The 13,353-nt window shown below is 70.4% G+C and carries 11 protein-coding genes; 6 read left to right on the forward strand and 5 right to left on the reverse strand.

All coding sequences use genetic code 11. The annotated features are described in order from the left end of the window. Nucleotides 1-18: 18 nt before the first annotated feature. Complete coding sequence (locus tag AC1DYG_RS11585; RefSeq protein WP_477640010.1) at nucleotides 19-1,002, reverse strand: alpha/beta fold hydrolase; 984 nt, start codon at nucleotides 1,000-1,002, stop codon at nucleotides 19-21. 125 nt (nucleotides 1,003-1,127) lie between these two features. Here AC1DYG_RS11585 and AC1DYG_RS11590 point away from each other — a divergent pair, with 125 nt between their 5' ends. Next, nucleotides 1,128-1,538 carry a cobalamin B12-binding domain-containing protein gene (locus AC1DYG_RS11590; protein ID WP_477640011.1) on the forward strand — a complete coding sequence of 137 codons (411 nt, stop codon included), beginning with the start codon at nucleotides 1,128-1,130 and terminating at the stop codon, nucleotides 1,536-1,538. A gap of 39 nt (nucleotides 1,539-1,577) precedes the next feature. On the opposite strand, the gene AC1DYG_RS11595 is transcribed toward AC1DYG_RS11590, so the two are convergent. Further along, a complete protein-coding gene (locus AC1DYG_RS11595) occupies nucleotides 1,578-3,494 on the reverse strand; it encodes a CocE/NonD family hydrolase (protein ID WP_477640012.1) in 1,917 nt (638 codons plus the stop codon). A 460-nt stretch (nucleotides 3,495-3,954) separates the two neighbouring features. Between AC1DYG_RS11595 and AC1DYG_RS11600 the strand changes: the two genes are divergently transcribed. Continuing rightward, on the forward strand, nucleotides 3,955-6,015 hold the full coding sequence (locus tag AC1DYG_RS11600) for a M4 family metallopeptidase (RefSeq protein WP_477640013.1): 2,061 nt from the start codon (nucleotides 3,955-3,957) through the stop codon (nucleotides 6,013-6,015). Nucleotides 6,016-6,125: 110 nt separating this feature from the next. Here AC1DYG_RS11600 and AC1DYG_RS11605 read toward each other — a convergent pair whose 3' ends face one another. Continuing rightward, nucleotides 6,126-6,617 carry a hypothetical protein gene (locus tag AC1DYG_RS11605; protein ID WP_477640014.1) on the reverse strand — a complete coding sequence of 164 codons (492 nt, stop codon included), beginning with the start codon at nucleotides 6,615-6,617 and terminating at the stop codon, nucleotides 6,126-6,128. A 60-nt stretch (nucleotides 6,618-6,677) separates the two neighbouring features. Between AC1DYG_RS11605 and AC1DYG_RS11610 the strand changes: the two genes are divergently transcribed. The 3 genes from AC1DYG_RS11610 to sucD all read left to right on the forward strand — a co-directional run bounded on the left by AC1DYG_RS11610 (nucleotide 6,678) and on the right by sucD (nucleotide 9,903). Beyond that, nucleotides 6,678-7,649, forward strand: a complete 972-nt coding sequence (locus tag AC1DYG_RS11610) for a threonine dehydratase (RefSeq protein WP_477640015.1) — start codon at nucleotides 6,678-6,680, stop codon at nucleotides 7,647-7,649. Nucleotides 7,650-7,803: 154 nt separating this feature from the next. Continuing rightward, complete coding sequence (gene sucC, locus AC1DYG_RS11615) at nucleotides 7,804-8,991, forward strand: ADP-forming succinate--CoA ligase subunit beta (protein ID WP_477640016.1); 1,188 nt, start codon at nucleotides 7,804-7,806, stop codon at nucleotides 8,989-8,991. A gap of 21 nt (nucleotides 8,992-9,012) precedes the next feature. Further along, nucleotides 9,013-9,903 (forward strand): succinate--CoA ligase subunit alpha, encoded by an 891-nt coding sequence (sucD, locus tag AC1DYG_RS11620; protein WP_477616338.1) that lies wholly within the window; start codon nucleotides 9,013-9,015, stop codon nucleotides 9,901-9,903. 139 nt (nucleotides 9,904-10,042) lie between these two features. Here the strand turns inward: sucD and AC1DYG_RS11625 are convergent, their stop codons facing one another. Both AC1DYG_RS11625 and AC1DYG_RS11630 read right to left on the reverse strand, forming a co-directional pair. After that, the gene (locus AC1DYG_RS11625; protein WP_477640017.1) at nucleotides 10,043-11,470 is read right to left on the reverse strand and encodes a hypothetical protein; all 1,428 of its coding nucleotides are present in this window, start codon (nucleotides 11,468-11,470) and stop codon (nucleotides 10,043-10,045) included. Further along, on the reverse strand, nucleotides 11,463-11,963 hold the full coding sequence (locus AC1DYG_RS11630) for an RNA polymerase sigma factor (RefSeq protein WP_477640018.1): 501 nt from the start codon (nucleotides 11,961-11,963) through the stop codon (nucleotides 11,463-11,465). The genes AC1DYG_RS11625 and AC1DYG_RS11630 overlap by 8 nt, the downstream gene beginning before the upstream one ends. Nucleotides 11,964-12,117: 154 nt before the next feature. Here AC1DYG_RS11630 and AC1DYG_RS11635 point away from each other — a divergent pair, with 154 nt between their 5' ends. Then, nucleotides 12,118-13,353, forward strand: a complete 1,236-nt coding sequence (locus AC1DYG_RS11635) for a cell division protein PerM (RefSeq protein ID WP_477640019.1) — start codon at nucleotides 12,118-12,120, stop codon at nucleotides 13,351-13,353.

Here is a 13,353-nt window from a genome sequence, read left to right on the forward strand (position 1 = left end):
TATCCGAAATGTCCGATGTCAGGAACCGCGCCGCCGCAGCTCGGTGACGCCCGGGGTGAGGGTGTGGCCCTCGGAGTCCAGGTGGGCCAGGGTGCTCGAGATGCCGTGGACCACGCTCCCGATGATGGGCAGGGACATGTGGCCGACGCCGTGCAGGTCGATGTTGCGCGCGCTCAGGTCGGGGTGGGTGAGCGCGGCATGGCGCTGCGGGAAGACCATCTGGTCCAGGTCGGACCAGTACACGACGAACCTCGTCTGGCAGTCGGGCACCGGCTGGTCCAGCTCGCGCATCAACCCGCTGCCGGGGCGCAGTTGTCGGGTCAGCTGGTTGTGCCATCCGTAGGCCGTGTAGGTGCCCTGGTGGGGCGTGCCCAGCGTCACGAGCGTGTGCACCCGCTCGTCGCCACCGAGTCGGGTGACGTAGTAGCGGGCGATCAGGCCACCCATGGAGTGGCCCACGACGTGGATCCGCTCGTAGCCGGTCTCGGCCACCAGGGCCTCCACCTCTTCGGCGAGCTGGGCCGCTGCGACGCGCACGTCGGCGGTGAAGGGGGAGTAGTTCATGCTCGTGACCCGGCCGAAGCCGCGTCGACGCAGTCCCAGCCTGAGCAGGGTGAAGATGGACCGGTTGTCGACCATGCCGTGCACGAGCAGGATCGGCGTGCCTGCCGCCTCGACGTCGGAGATGAGCAGGCCGCGCTGGATGGGTGGCAGGTGCTCGACGCCGAACCCGAGCTGGCTGTCGCGTCCGTGGCGACCGACCAGGCCCCACGGATAGAGCGCGAGGTGGGTCGTCACCCAGGCCGCCTCGACTGCGGCGCCGAGGGCGCCGGTGGGAGTGGCCAGGGCCCTGGCCGCGCCTCCCACGATGTCGTCAGCCGCCGCGGCAGCGGCACGGACGCCACGCGTCGCCCGCGACAGGATGCTGGGGCGCGCCGTCTCGGCCGACGTCCGCCGCTGCTGTGCGGCCGGTCGGTGAGGGCGCGGAACGCTCTGCGACATATCTAGGCGAACGTAGCGGTTGGAGGGGCGTGCATGGGGTGTTCAACCGAAGTTTGGCGCGTGTCTGCCCGTGGCGTGCGCCACCCGAGGCGCTGTCGGTGGGCCGGAGTGGCTAGTCTGCGGCCATGAGTGACTCTCCCCTGCGCGTCGTCGTGGCCAAGCCCGGACTCGACGGACATGACCGTGGCGCGAAGGTGGTGGCGCGTGCCCTGCGTGACGCCGGCATGGAGGTCGTCTACACCGGGCTGCACCAGACGCCCGAGCAGATCGTCGAGGCGGCCATCCAGGAGGACGCCGACCTCGTGGGCCTGTCCGTCCTGTCGGGCGCGCACATGACCCTCTTCGCCAAGGTGATGGAGCTCCTCAGGGAGCGCGACGCCGCTGACATCGTCGTCTTCGGCGGCGGCATCATCCCCGAGGCGGACATCCCCGAGCTCGAGAAGATCGGTGTCGCCAAGGTGTTCACCCCCGGCGCCACCACGACCGAGATCGTGGCCTGGGTGCGCGGCGCCGTCAGGCCCGACGAGGACGCCTGACCCTGCTCTCACGCGGCCTGCGCTGCGCACCAGCACTCCTCAGGGCACCACGGGAAGGTTGAGGGTGGCCGGAGCAAGCGGTGACGCGCGCACGGTCACCGGCTGCACGGCATACGCGTTCTTGTAGGCCGCATCGGTGCTGGCCAGCACCAGCTGGAGCCGGTGGCCGGCCTCGACGCGGTGCACGATCGCGGGCAGCTCAATGTGCACCGGCTGGGTCACGTCGGCCACCCGGACCGGGCTGATCAGCTTGTGCACCAACGTCTTCGACCCGTCAGGGGCGACGTCGTAGAGCTTGGCGAAGACCTGCAGCTGACCGCTCGGGCCAGCCGACTGGGTGAGTGCGACGGCGGGGGACTCGAAGCGCACGTCCAGGGTCGGGGCGCCCACGATCGTCAGTGGCTTCGACTGCGCGGCGGTCGACCAGGCGCCGAAGGTGCCAGGGGTGTCGAACGGCGTGGTGAGGCCCTGCGGGAGTGCCACCTGGCCCTCGAGCCCGGAGACCTCGGTGTAGGAGGCAGGTGCGCCCCCTCCCGGGTTGGACCAGGACGTCGAGCCCGGCAGGATCGACGACTTCGAGGTCACCAGCTCGTCGGCAGCCGAGAGGTAGAGCGCCTTGCGGGTCCCCACGGGATAGGTGCTGGAGCCGGCGTAGGCCGGTGCTGCGCTGCCGGTGTAGCCGATCCAGTCGCGGAAGTAGGAGAACGCCGGACCGGTCGAGACGGTGGAGCCCTTGAGGTGGTGGTCGAACCAGTTCTTGATCCGCAGGCCGAGGTAGGTGTCCTCGATGTGCTCCCCGCTCAGGTCGAGCTCGCCCGGGGCGGCGCCGGTGTTCGACCCGGTCCCGCCCGAGTGGCCCCAGGACTGCCACGCCATCGTCACCGGCACGCCTCGTGCCTTGAGCGAGCGGTAGGTCGCGGCAGCCTCCTGCAGGTTGAACAGGGTGTCGTTCTCGCCCTGGATCAGGAAGGTCGGCACCTTCACCTTGTCGATGTAGTGGCCGACCGACACGCGGTCGGTGAGCCGGTACGTCGTGGGGGTGGGGTACCCGAGCGTGTCCAGCGTGGCCTTGGCCTCGCAGGCCTCGAGGACGAAGTTGGGGCAGCCGACGTTGCGGGTCGGGTCGATCGCGGTGCCCTGCAGCCCGTCGGCGATTCCGACGCCGAAGAACAGCCCGGTCCAGCCCAGCTTCTCGGTGCCGGGTGCGGAGTCGGCATAGGTCACGCCGCTCGTGAAGCTCGTGTTGTTGGGCGCGAGGGAATAGCGCAGATCGTTCCAGGTGATCAGCGGGACGAGCGTGTCGACTCTGGAATCCACTGCGGCAGTAGCAAACTGGATCTGCCCGCCATAGGACCCACCGATCATGCCCAGCCGCGGGTCGTGGGTGGCCGGGTTGTCGAGCACCGTGAAGTCCACGGCGACCGTGCCAGTCCCGCCAGCGGTGCCCCCCACCTGCGACGAGGTGTATGCCGCGGAGCCGCCGCCCCCGAGGAAGGTCACCAGGGAGGTGGCGGCGACGCCGTCCACGCCTGGGTCGTCGAGTGAGACCTTGCATCCGCTGTCGGGGAAGCCGAGGCCGGTGTAGGACAGCACTGCGTAGCCACGCTTGGCGAAGGCCTCGCCCAGCCCCGCCTGGTCGGCCTTGCTGCCGCCGAAGCCGTTGGTGGTCAGGATTGCCGGCACGCGCGCGGAGGGGCTCGCGGAGTGCGGCTTGTAGAGGTCCGCGTCGATCGTGCAGGTCTGCGGCTGACCCAAGTCGTTGCTGCCGGCCGGGACGCTGAACTTCAGGCCGGTGTAGGTGTCCACCGAGTCCAGCGAGGTGGTTGGGGCGGTGGCCACGCTGGGCGCTGCTGGAGCCGCCGTGGCTGCACCGGGCGCGGCCAGCCCGAGGCCAGCCAGGGTTGCGGCCGCGAGGACGGCGACGGACCGGAGGGGGGACGGGGTGCGGCGCGACATCGAGCCTCCACGGTGGGCGGGCGGGCCGGGGTGGCGCCGCTGCAGTGGTCTGACAACGACGCCGTGGCCGGGCCGGTTACGTTTCGGGGCCGCGCGGTCCTGCTCCGGGCCGCGCGAGCCTGCCGCCGTGCTCGCCGAGGCGCTCTTCGTGCAGTCGGCAACCCGTCCGCATGGTGAGCGCGGCGATCCACGACGTGGACGCGCGAGGAGCCCGGGCGGCATACGGCTGACGTCGTCTTGGGCAACCACAGACGAAAGGCGCCCGCTATCTGTACGAATCAGCGGGTTCCCACGCATTTGGCAAAGTCTTCGCCAGTTTCATTGACCCGCTCTTCCGGCGGCCGGTTAGGTCAGCACGGCGCGAGGCCCACGGCAACCCTGAGCCGTCCCTGGAGGGGGACTCGACACCACACCAAGCGCGGGCAACCAACACCTGCGCATGTCCGAGAAGAGGATTTTCGTGATCCGTCTGTCTACCGGCGCCGCACTTGGCGTCGCAGTCGCCGCGGCCGTGGCCACCCCACTGTCCGCAGCGGCAGCTCCACAGTCCGCGCCATCGCACTTCCCTGCCAGCGTCGCCTCCGCGCAGTCCGGCGCCGACCAGGACCACGCCGCCCTGGGTCTGTCCAAGGACGAGAAGCTCGTGGTGCGCAACGTCCTCACCGACCGTGACGGCACCCAGCACGTCCGGTACGACCGCATCTACAAGGGCCTCCGGGTCGTCGGTGGCGACCTCATCGTCGAGAAGACAGCAGCCGGCCAGGAAAAGAGCGTGCACTACAACGCCAGCGGGAAGGTCGCCGTCACGTCGACGACCCCGACACTGTCGCGGAGCCAGGCCATCTCCGAGGGGCGGTCCGCGGGCAAGCAGACCGAGTCCCCGTCCGGTGAGCTGGTCGTGTGGGCAGGTGGCGCCAAGCCCGTCCTGGCCTACGACGTGGTGGTGAAGAGCGTTCGTGCCGACCAGGTGCCCTCGCGGATGCACACCCTGGTGGACGCCAAGTCCGGGGCCGCCCTCATCAGCTACGACGAGGTGCAGACCGGCACCGGCGACGGCATCTTCTACAACGCCACCCTCGAGACGAAGGCGCACACCGGGGGTGGCTACGAGATGACCGACACCCACGGCAACAACACTCGCGACGCCCACAACCTGGGAGACCCCAACACCGGCGTCGGCCCGGCGGGCGACCTGTTGCTCGACTCCGACGACGTCTGGGGCAACGGAGCCGTCTCGGACCGGGCCTCGGCCGGCGTGGACGCCCACTACGGCGCCACGACGACGTTCAACTACTACAAGAACATCCTGGGGCGCGACGGCATCTGGAACGACGGCCGCGGCGCTCCGTCCCGCGTGCACTTCGCCAACGCGATGGAGAACGCCTTCTGGGACGGGACCCAGATGTCCTACGGCGACGGAGCGGGCAACGCCGCTCCGCTGACCGAGATCGACGTGGCTGGACACGAGATGTCCCACGGTGTCACCGAGAACACGGCCGGCCTGGTCTACAGCGGTGACGCGGGCGGCCTCAACGAGGCGACGTCCGACATCTTCGGCACGGCCGTCGAGTTCTACGCCAACAACCCGAGCGACCCGGGCGACTACCTCATCGGCGAGGAGATCGACATCAACGGCAATGGGACGCCGCTGCGCTACATGGACAAGCCCAGCAAGGACGGGGCGTCCAAGGACTGCTGGTCCTCGACCCTCGGCCAGCTCAACCCGCACTACTCCTCGGGGCCGCTCAACCACTGGTTCTACCTCGCCTCCGAGGGCAGCGGCGCCAAGACGATCAACGGCGTCAGCTACAACAGCCCGGTCTGCGGCACTGCCCCCGCCGTGACGGGCGCGGGCCGGTCCAACATCGAGAAGGTCTGGTACCGCACGCTCTCGACCAAGCTCACCAGCAACAGCAACTACGCCGCCGCGCGGAACGGGGCGATCGCTTCGGCCAAGGAGCTCTACGGAGCGACCAGCGCCACCTGCACGGCGGTCGCGGCGGCCTTCACGGCGATCGCGGTTCCAGCTGGGACCGAGACGTGTGGGATCACGCCGCCTCCGGCCGGCAACCTGCTGCTCAACCCGGGCTTCGAGTCGGGTGCGGTGAACTGGACCGGCACCGCCGGCCCCATCACCAACAACACCGGGCGTCCGGCCCGGACCGGCAGCTGGAAGGCGTGGCTCGGCGGCAACGGCACGACCACGACCGAGACCGTGCAGCAGAGCGTTGCGATCCCCTCGACAGTGACCGCGGCGACCCTGTCGTTCTGGCTGCGCACCGACACCGCTGAGTCGGGCAGCACGGCGTACGACACGATGAAGGTGCAGGTGGTCGACGGCGCGACGACGACCACGCTGGCGACGTACTCCAACGTGGGTACGAACGCGACCTACACACAGAAGTCCTTCAACGTCACGGCCTACAAGGGCAAGACGATCTCGGTGAAGTTCCTCATGAACGAGGACTCCTCGCTGCAGACGTCCTTCGTGGTCGACGACACCGCGCTGGCGACCAGCTAGCAGACCGGAGCCGGGTCGGCGTTCCCCCTGAACGCCGGCCCGGTTCCTCCTCGATCAGCGGCAGGTCACGGGCAACCTCCAGTCCGTGACCTGCCGCTTCCTCGTGTCGCCTACGTGCAGATCTTGCGGTCGGCCGCCGGACCCGTGACGTCGGCCAGGAGCTGGGTGACGACGGGTTCGGCCTTGGCGACGCGTTCGTCGCCGAGGTGCACCAGTCCCGTGCCGGCCCCGAACAGCACGTCCAGCTGGTCGGCCACCGTGCTCGCTGAGCCCGTGGGGGTGTCGGTGTCGTGGACCTGGAGCGCCGCATCGTTCAGGACGGCCAGGCTGGCCCTGTCGATCGTGCAGGTGACCTTTCCCTGCTTCGTCGTGGCCAGCACGCCGCCGTCGTCCTGGATCGAGATGCTGTCGTTGAAGCCGGCGATCCCCCCGAGCCTGCTCACGGTCAGGGGAAAGCTCGCCTGCCGGGTCACCGTCGGTGAGGGGGCGGTCGGGAGCTGCGGGTCCTTGGTGCCGCAGCCGCCGAGGGCGAGGGCGAGGGTGAGGGACAGGCCGATCAGGCTGGCGGTGGACCCGAAGGACGACTGTGCGGTTCGCGGCATACCGGACATCCTGCCCACACTTGCGGGCCGTCGTCACCCACCTCGGGCAGACTCACGCCCATGACCTTCACCCGTGCCGAGCTCGACGCCGCGACGACGGTCGTGCGCCGTCACTTCGCCGCAACCCCCCAGCTCGAGTGGCCGCTGCTCAGCGAGACCGTCGGCGCCGAGGTCTGGGTCAAGCACGAAAACCACACTCCCACAGGGGCTTTCAAGGTCCGCGGTGGATTGGTCTACGCAGACCGGGCGCGCCGCGAGCGCCCCGAGGTCAAGGGCTTCGTCTCGGCGACGCGCGGCAACCACGGACAGTCCCTCGCGTATGCCGGTCGGGCGGCCGGGCTGCGCGTCGTGATCGTGGTGCCTGAGGGCAACAGCCCCGACAAGAATGCCGCGATGGAGGGATTCGGCGCCGAGCTGATCGTGCACGGTCGCGACTACCAGGAGGCCCGGGAGCACGCCATGAGCCTGGAGACGTCGCTCGGTCTGGAGGCGGTCCCGCCCTTCCACCCGGACCTCGTGGTGGGGGTGGGGACCTATGCGCTCGAGCTGTTCGACGCTGCAGGCCCGCTCGACACCGTCTACGTGCCGGTCGGGATGGGTTCGGGCATCTGCGGTCTCATCGGGGTGCGCGACCTCCTGGGCCTGCCCACCGAGATCGTCGGGGTGGTCTCCGACCGCGCCCCGGCGACGGCCCTGTCCTTCGAGGCAGGAGAAGTGGTCACCACGGCAGAGGCCGCCACCTTCGTCGACGGGGTGGCCTGCCGGGCGCCGATGGCGGCCGCCGTCGACGTGATGGTCCGCGGCGCGGCTCGCATCCTGCGGGTGTCCGAGGACGACACGGCCGAGGCGATGCGGGTCCTGCTGCGCACCACCCACCAGCTGCCCGAGCCCTCCGGCGCCATCGCCCTGGCCGGGCTCCTCGCCGAGCGAGGCTTCCAGGGCGGCGGACGGGTGGGCGTGGTCCTCTCCGGAGGCAACTGCGACGCCGACATCCTCACGACAGTCCTCGCCGACCGCACCCCCGCGGCCTAGGCAGCGCCCCGCAGCCGCCAACGCGGCATACCCGCCGCTTGCCGTGAGATTGGTCCCATTGGGCTGCTGAGCACGGACCCGAGGGAGCCAGCCGGTCCTTACAGGGCTAGTCTCGGCGTCGAACCAAACCCATCCGTAGACGAGGACGTCAGACGTGGATCTGTTCGAATACCAGGCTCGAGACATGTTCGAGAAGCACGGCGTGCCGGTGCTCGCCGGCGCCACCGCCACCACTCCGGAGCAGGCCCGTGCGGCCGCCGAGGAGATCGGTCCCAAGAGCGGCGGCGTGACCGTCGTCAAGGCGCAGGTCAAGACGGGTGGCCGAGGCAAGGCCGGCGGCGTCAAGGTTGCCAAGACGGCCGACGAGGCCCAGCAGCACGCAGAGGCCATCCTCGGCATGGACATCAAGGGCCACACCGTCGGCACCGTGATGATCGCCCAGGGTGCGCAGATCGCCGAGGAGTACTACTTCTCGATCCTGCTCGACCGGGCCAACCGCACCTACCTTGCGATGTGCAGCAAGGAGGGCGGCATGGAGATCGAGCAGCTGGCCGTCGAGCGCCCGGAGGCGCTGGCCCGCCTCGCCGTCGACCCCAACACCGGCATCGACGAGGCCAAGGCGCGCGAGATCGTCGCGGCCGCCGGCTTCGACGAGGAGACCGGCGCCAAGATCGTCCCGGTCCTGCAGTCCCTGTGGACCGTCTACCGCGACGAGGACGCCACGCTGGTCGAGGTCAACCCGCTCGTCAAGACCGTGGCCGGCGACATCGTCGCGCTCGACGGCAAGGTGACGCTCGACGAGAATGCCGGCTTCCGCCACGCCGACCACGAGGCCCTCGAGGACAAGGCCGCCGCCGACCCGCTCGAGGCCGCCGCCAAGGAGAAGAACCTCAACTACGTCAAGCTCGACGGCTCGGTCGGCATCATCGGCAACGGCGCCGGGCTGGTCATGTCCACCCTCGACGTCGTCGCCTACGCCGGTGAGGAGTTCCCGGGCCAGCCCAAGCCGGCCAACTTCCTCGACATCGGTGGTGGCGCGTCGGCCGAGGTGATGGCCAACGGGCTGCACATCATCCTCGGCGACGAGCAGGTGAAGTCGGTGTTCGTCAACGTGTTCGGTGGCATCACCTCCTGCGACGCGGTGGCCAACGGCATCGTCGGCGCGCTGCAGAACCTCGGCGACGAGGCCACCAAGCCGCTGGTCGTCCGCCTGGACGGCAACAACGTGGAGGAGGGCCGGCGCATCCTCGCCGAGGCCAACCACCCGCTGGTGACCATCGAAGAGACCATGGACGGCGCGGCCCGCAAGGCCGCCGAGCTGGCTTCGGCCGCGACGAACTGACCGAAGGAACGGCATACCAAAATGGCTATTTTTCTCGATGAGAACTCCAAGGTCATCGTCCAGGGCATGACCGGATCCGAGGGCATGAAGCACACGCAGCGCATGCTCGCCTCCGGCACCCAGATCGTCGGTGGCGTCAACCCGCGCAAGGCCGGCACGTCCGTCGACTTCGACGGTGGCGTCTCGGTGCCGGTCTACGGCACCGTGGCCGAGGCAATCGCGGAGACCGGGGCCAACGCGTCGGTCATCTTCGTGCCCCCGGCCTTCGCGAAGTCCGCCGTCGTCGAGGCGATCGACGCGCAGATCCCGCTCGCGGTCGTCATCACCGAGGGCATCGCCGTCAAGGACTCGGCAGAGTTCTACAACTACTCCCTCGGCAAGGTGACCCGCATCGTCGGGCCCAACTGCCCCGGCCTGATCAGCCCCGGCAAGTCCAACGCCGGCATCATCCCCGCCAACATCGCCGGCGCCGGACGCATCGGCCTGGTCTCCAAGTCGGGCACGCTGACCTACCAGATGATGTTCGAGCTGCGGGAGTTCGGCTTCTCGACGGCGGTCGGCATCGGCGGTGACCCGATCATCGGCACCACCCACATCGACTGCCTCGAGGCGTTCGAGAAGGACCCCGACACCGACGCGATCGTCATGATCGGCGAGATCGGTGGCGACGCCGAGGAGCGGGCCGCGGCCTACATCAAGGACCACGTGACCAAGCCGGTCGTCGGCTACGTCGCCGGCTTCACCGCTCCCGAGGGCAAGACCATGGGCCACGCCGGCGCCATCGTGTCGGGCTCGGCGGGCACCGCTGCCGCCAAGCAGGAGGCCCTCGAGGCCGCCGGCGTCAAGGTCGGCAAGACGCCGTCCGCGACCGCCGACCTGATGCGCGAGATCATGCAGGGCCTGCAGAAGTAGCCTCTAGAACGCAGGCTCGGCAACGAGCTTCTGCTGCCGGCACGCGCCGGTTGCGAGTCTGAAGGATCCTCCGTGTCTGGACGCGGGGGATCCTTCAGTCTCGGGGGTCGTGGAGAGGCCGGTATGCCGTGTGGCCGGCTTACTTCTGGCGGGCCAGGGCGAGCAGACGGTCGAGCTCGGCGAAGCCCTGGGCGGCGGTCCCCTGGAAGCCCTGACCGTCGTCCGTCCCGTGGAAGACGACAGTCGTCATGGCGCCGGACGTCGTCACGGTCGTCGTGCCGACCCAGCGATAGGCCGTGCCGCTGGCGTCGCCGGTGACCTTCTTGGTCTGCAGGAAGGTGCCGGCATGGGGACCGCGCGTCACGGTGACCTTGCCGTCGGGTTCGGTGCACCCCTTGGCCAGCAGCGACTGCTCCTGCGAAACCTGGTCCTTCGCCCACGCCTTGCGAGCGGCTGAGCCTGCCGACTGGTCCACGCGCACCCGCTGGTGTCCGATCACGTTGGCGTCCCCAGCACCGGCCCGGAGCTCGACGACTCCGAACTGGCCGCCGATGCCGGACAGGTAGTCATCGGTCTCACAGAACACGCCGATCCCGCCCAGATCGGCCGACGAGCCGGCAGCGCCGGCGTAGGCCGCAGCGCCCGCGGCGAACTGCGTCGAGGTCCACTGCGAGGCCGCGACGAACAGGTCCGACGAGGGCAGCGGGTCCGCTCCGGCCACCGGCATCTTCTCGTTGATCGCCTTCGCGCCCGGGCCGCTGGGCACCGTCGTGGACGGCGTCGGGCCTGCGGCGGCGTAGCGGTCGAGTCTGACCTGTGCGGCAGTGGCAAGGGTCTCCACCTGGTCGACGGTGAAGCGGGATTTCGCGGCGCCGTTCTCCGCGATCGTCAGCAAGACGATGCCTCGACCGCCGGTCACGATCGCGTACCACCCGACTCCTGCATCCCCAGCGACGTAGGAGTAGATGACCGTGTTGGAGACCCGCTCGTTGCGGGTGGAGAAGCCCGGCCCGTTGTCGCATTTCTCGATGGCGTCGCGGGCCTTGGCTTCGGCGTCCTTCTGGTCGGCGACCAGCCAGTAGGCCCCGCCGATGGTGACCGAATCGGCCCCTCGCACGGTGCCGGAGTCCTGGGCGGTCGGCCCACCCAAGGGTGGCCCACACTCGACGCCGCCGCCCTTGGTCACCGGGGTGACGGTCACGGAGCCGACGGGCAGCTGCAGCGACTTCTGCCACTCCGTCGCGATGGGCAAGACCCCCGGGGTGTCGAGGCTGCTGGTGGTCGTGGGGGAGGGGGCGGCACTTGTCGTGCTGCTGCGCGTCGCGGGGACCAGTGGGCTGGCCGCGTCGCGACCGAACTGGGAGTAGCCCACCGTCCCCACCACCACCGCTGCCGCGGCAGCCGCCGCCGTCCACGTGAGCAGCCGCTGGCGACGACGCGCCATACCCCTCGCCTTGACGAAACGGACGTCGGGCAGGGGGGCGGCTTCGACGTCGGCGCGCAGCGACGTCAGGGCAGCCCGCAGCTGGGCGTCGTGGTCCGCCGTCCAGTCGTCGTGGTCAGCCATGGGGTTTCTCCTCGTGCCGCAGGGCCTGCGCGAGCTGCGCGCGGCCCCGGTGCAGGCGCGCCTTGACGGTGCCTGCGGGGGTGTTGGTCTCGTGGGCGATCTGGTCGATGCTCAGGTCGCCGATGTAGTGCAGCGTCACGGCCTCGCGGACCGGGTCGGGCAGCGTCCGCAGCGCCGCCACCACCGCGACCCGGTCCTCGGTCGGGGGCCCCGTGGTGTCGTGGGCGCCGTGGCGTTCGTGGGCGCGGTCCTGGCTGGTCCGCTTGCGCCAGCCGGAGATGGCGACCCGTCGGGCGACGGTGCGCACCCAGGCGAGGGGGTCGTCGTGCGTGCGGACGGTCGACCACTGCTGCCAGGCCCGGGCGTAGGCCTCCTGGGTCGAGTCCTGGGCCACGGTGAGGTCGCCGGTGAAGGCATAGACGAGGTGCACGACCCGGCGGGCGGTGTCGCGGTAGAACGCGTCGAACTCCGCCTCGGCGGACTGCGCGCCCATCGCCACCCCCTGTCTGGTCGAAACCACTGTGGCCATCACACCGCAGCAGACGCGCTCGCGCGAGGTTGGGTTGCGGCGCGTTCGGACATTTCTCCGGGGGTGTTCGGCGTTGCACGCCGGCTGCGTCGACCCCGTCGGCGACGATGGAGCAGCGATGACTGTGATGGAACTACTGCGTGGGGGCACCTCGTCGACCGACGGCGGGCCTGGCCTCGTCGCGCACCGGGGGGCCCTGGCGGCCGGGGCGTTGGCGGCGGCGGGTTCGGCGGCGGTCTTCGTCCTGCCCGCGCTGCTCGTCTGGGTGGCCGCGCCCGAGAGCACCGTGTCCTGGACCAGCTCACTGGGGGTCGGAGCCAGCCTGTGGCTGCTGTCCGGCGGCGCGCACCTGACCCTCGGTGCCGCGCACCTCACGGTGGTCCCGCTGCTGGCCTTCGCGGTCAACGTCGCGATCGGCTCGTGGGCCGCGGCACGCGCCGCCCGGGAAGCCGCCGAGGCGCGCACCATCCGCCTCCTGCGGGACACCGTGCACCGCCCCGTGGCCTTCGCCCTCGGAGCCTGGACCGCCGGGTATGCCGCGTGCGCGCTGCTGTGGGTCCTCGTCGCCTTCCTCGCCGGCCCGAGCCCGGTCGCCTGGACCCTTGTCCTGCCCGTGCTGGTGGTCCCGGTGCTGGCGGCCGCGACCGCACTGGCCAGGCTCGTCAAGGGGCGGCCCGAGCTCGCCGGACCGGGCCTGAGCCGACCGCGCTGGTTCCCCGATGCCGTGCGCCGGGCCGTGCGCCCGGGGCTGGAAGGTGCCGCCACGGTGCTCGGGATCGGCATGACGCTCTGTGTGCTCCTCGGTGTGCTCCACTTCGACCAGGTGGGCCACCTCCAGGGTGAGCTGGCCCCCGGGGTCATCGGTGGCGTGGTCCTTGCCCTCGCCCAGCTGGCGGTGCTGCCCAACCTGGGCCTCTGGGCGGTGTCGTTCGTCGCCGGCACGGGGTTCTCCGCGGTGGAGGGCGCGTCGGCGACCTGGACCGGCAGCCGCACCTCGCTGTTGCCGATGGTGCCGGTGTTCGGGGCGCTGCCCCAACCGGGTGCCTTCCCGGGCCTGCTGCCCCTCGTGGTCCTCCTGCCGGTCGCGGTCGGCGCCTTCATCGGCTGGCGGTCGCTGCGTGCGGTGGCCCGCCTGTCGACCGAACGCACCAAGCTCACCGTCACCGGCACCGCCGTGCTGGTGGCCGCGGGGGCGCTGGGTCTGCTCGACGCCCTCGGTGGCGGGTCGCTCGGGGTCGCGCGGCTGTCCGACATCGGGGCGCCGGCCGCGAGGCTGACCCTTGCGCTGCTCGTCGAGTTCGGGATCGGTGCGTCGCTGGTCCTGGCGTGGGACCGCTGGAAGCTCCGCCGCTAA

The organism is Pedococcus sp. P1_H8 (assembly GCF_056405175.1).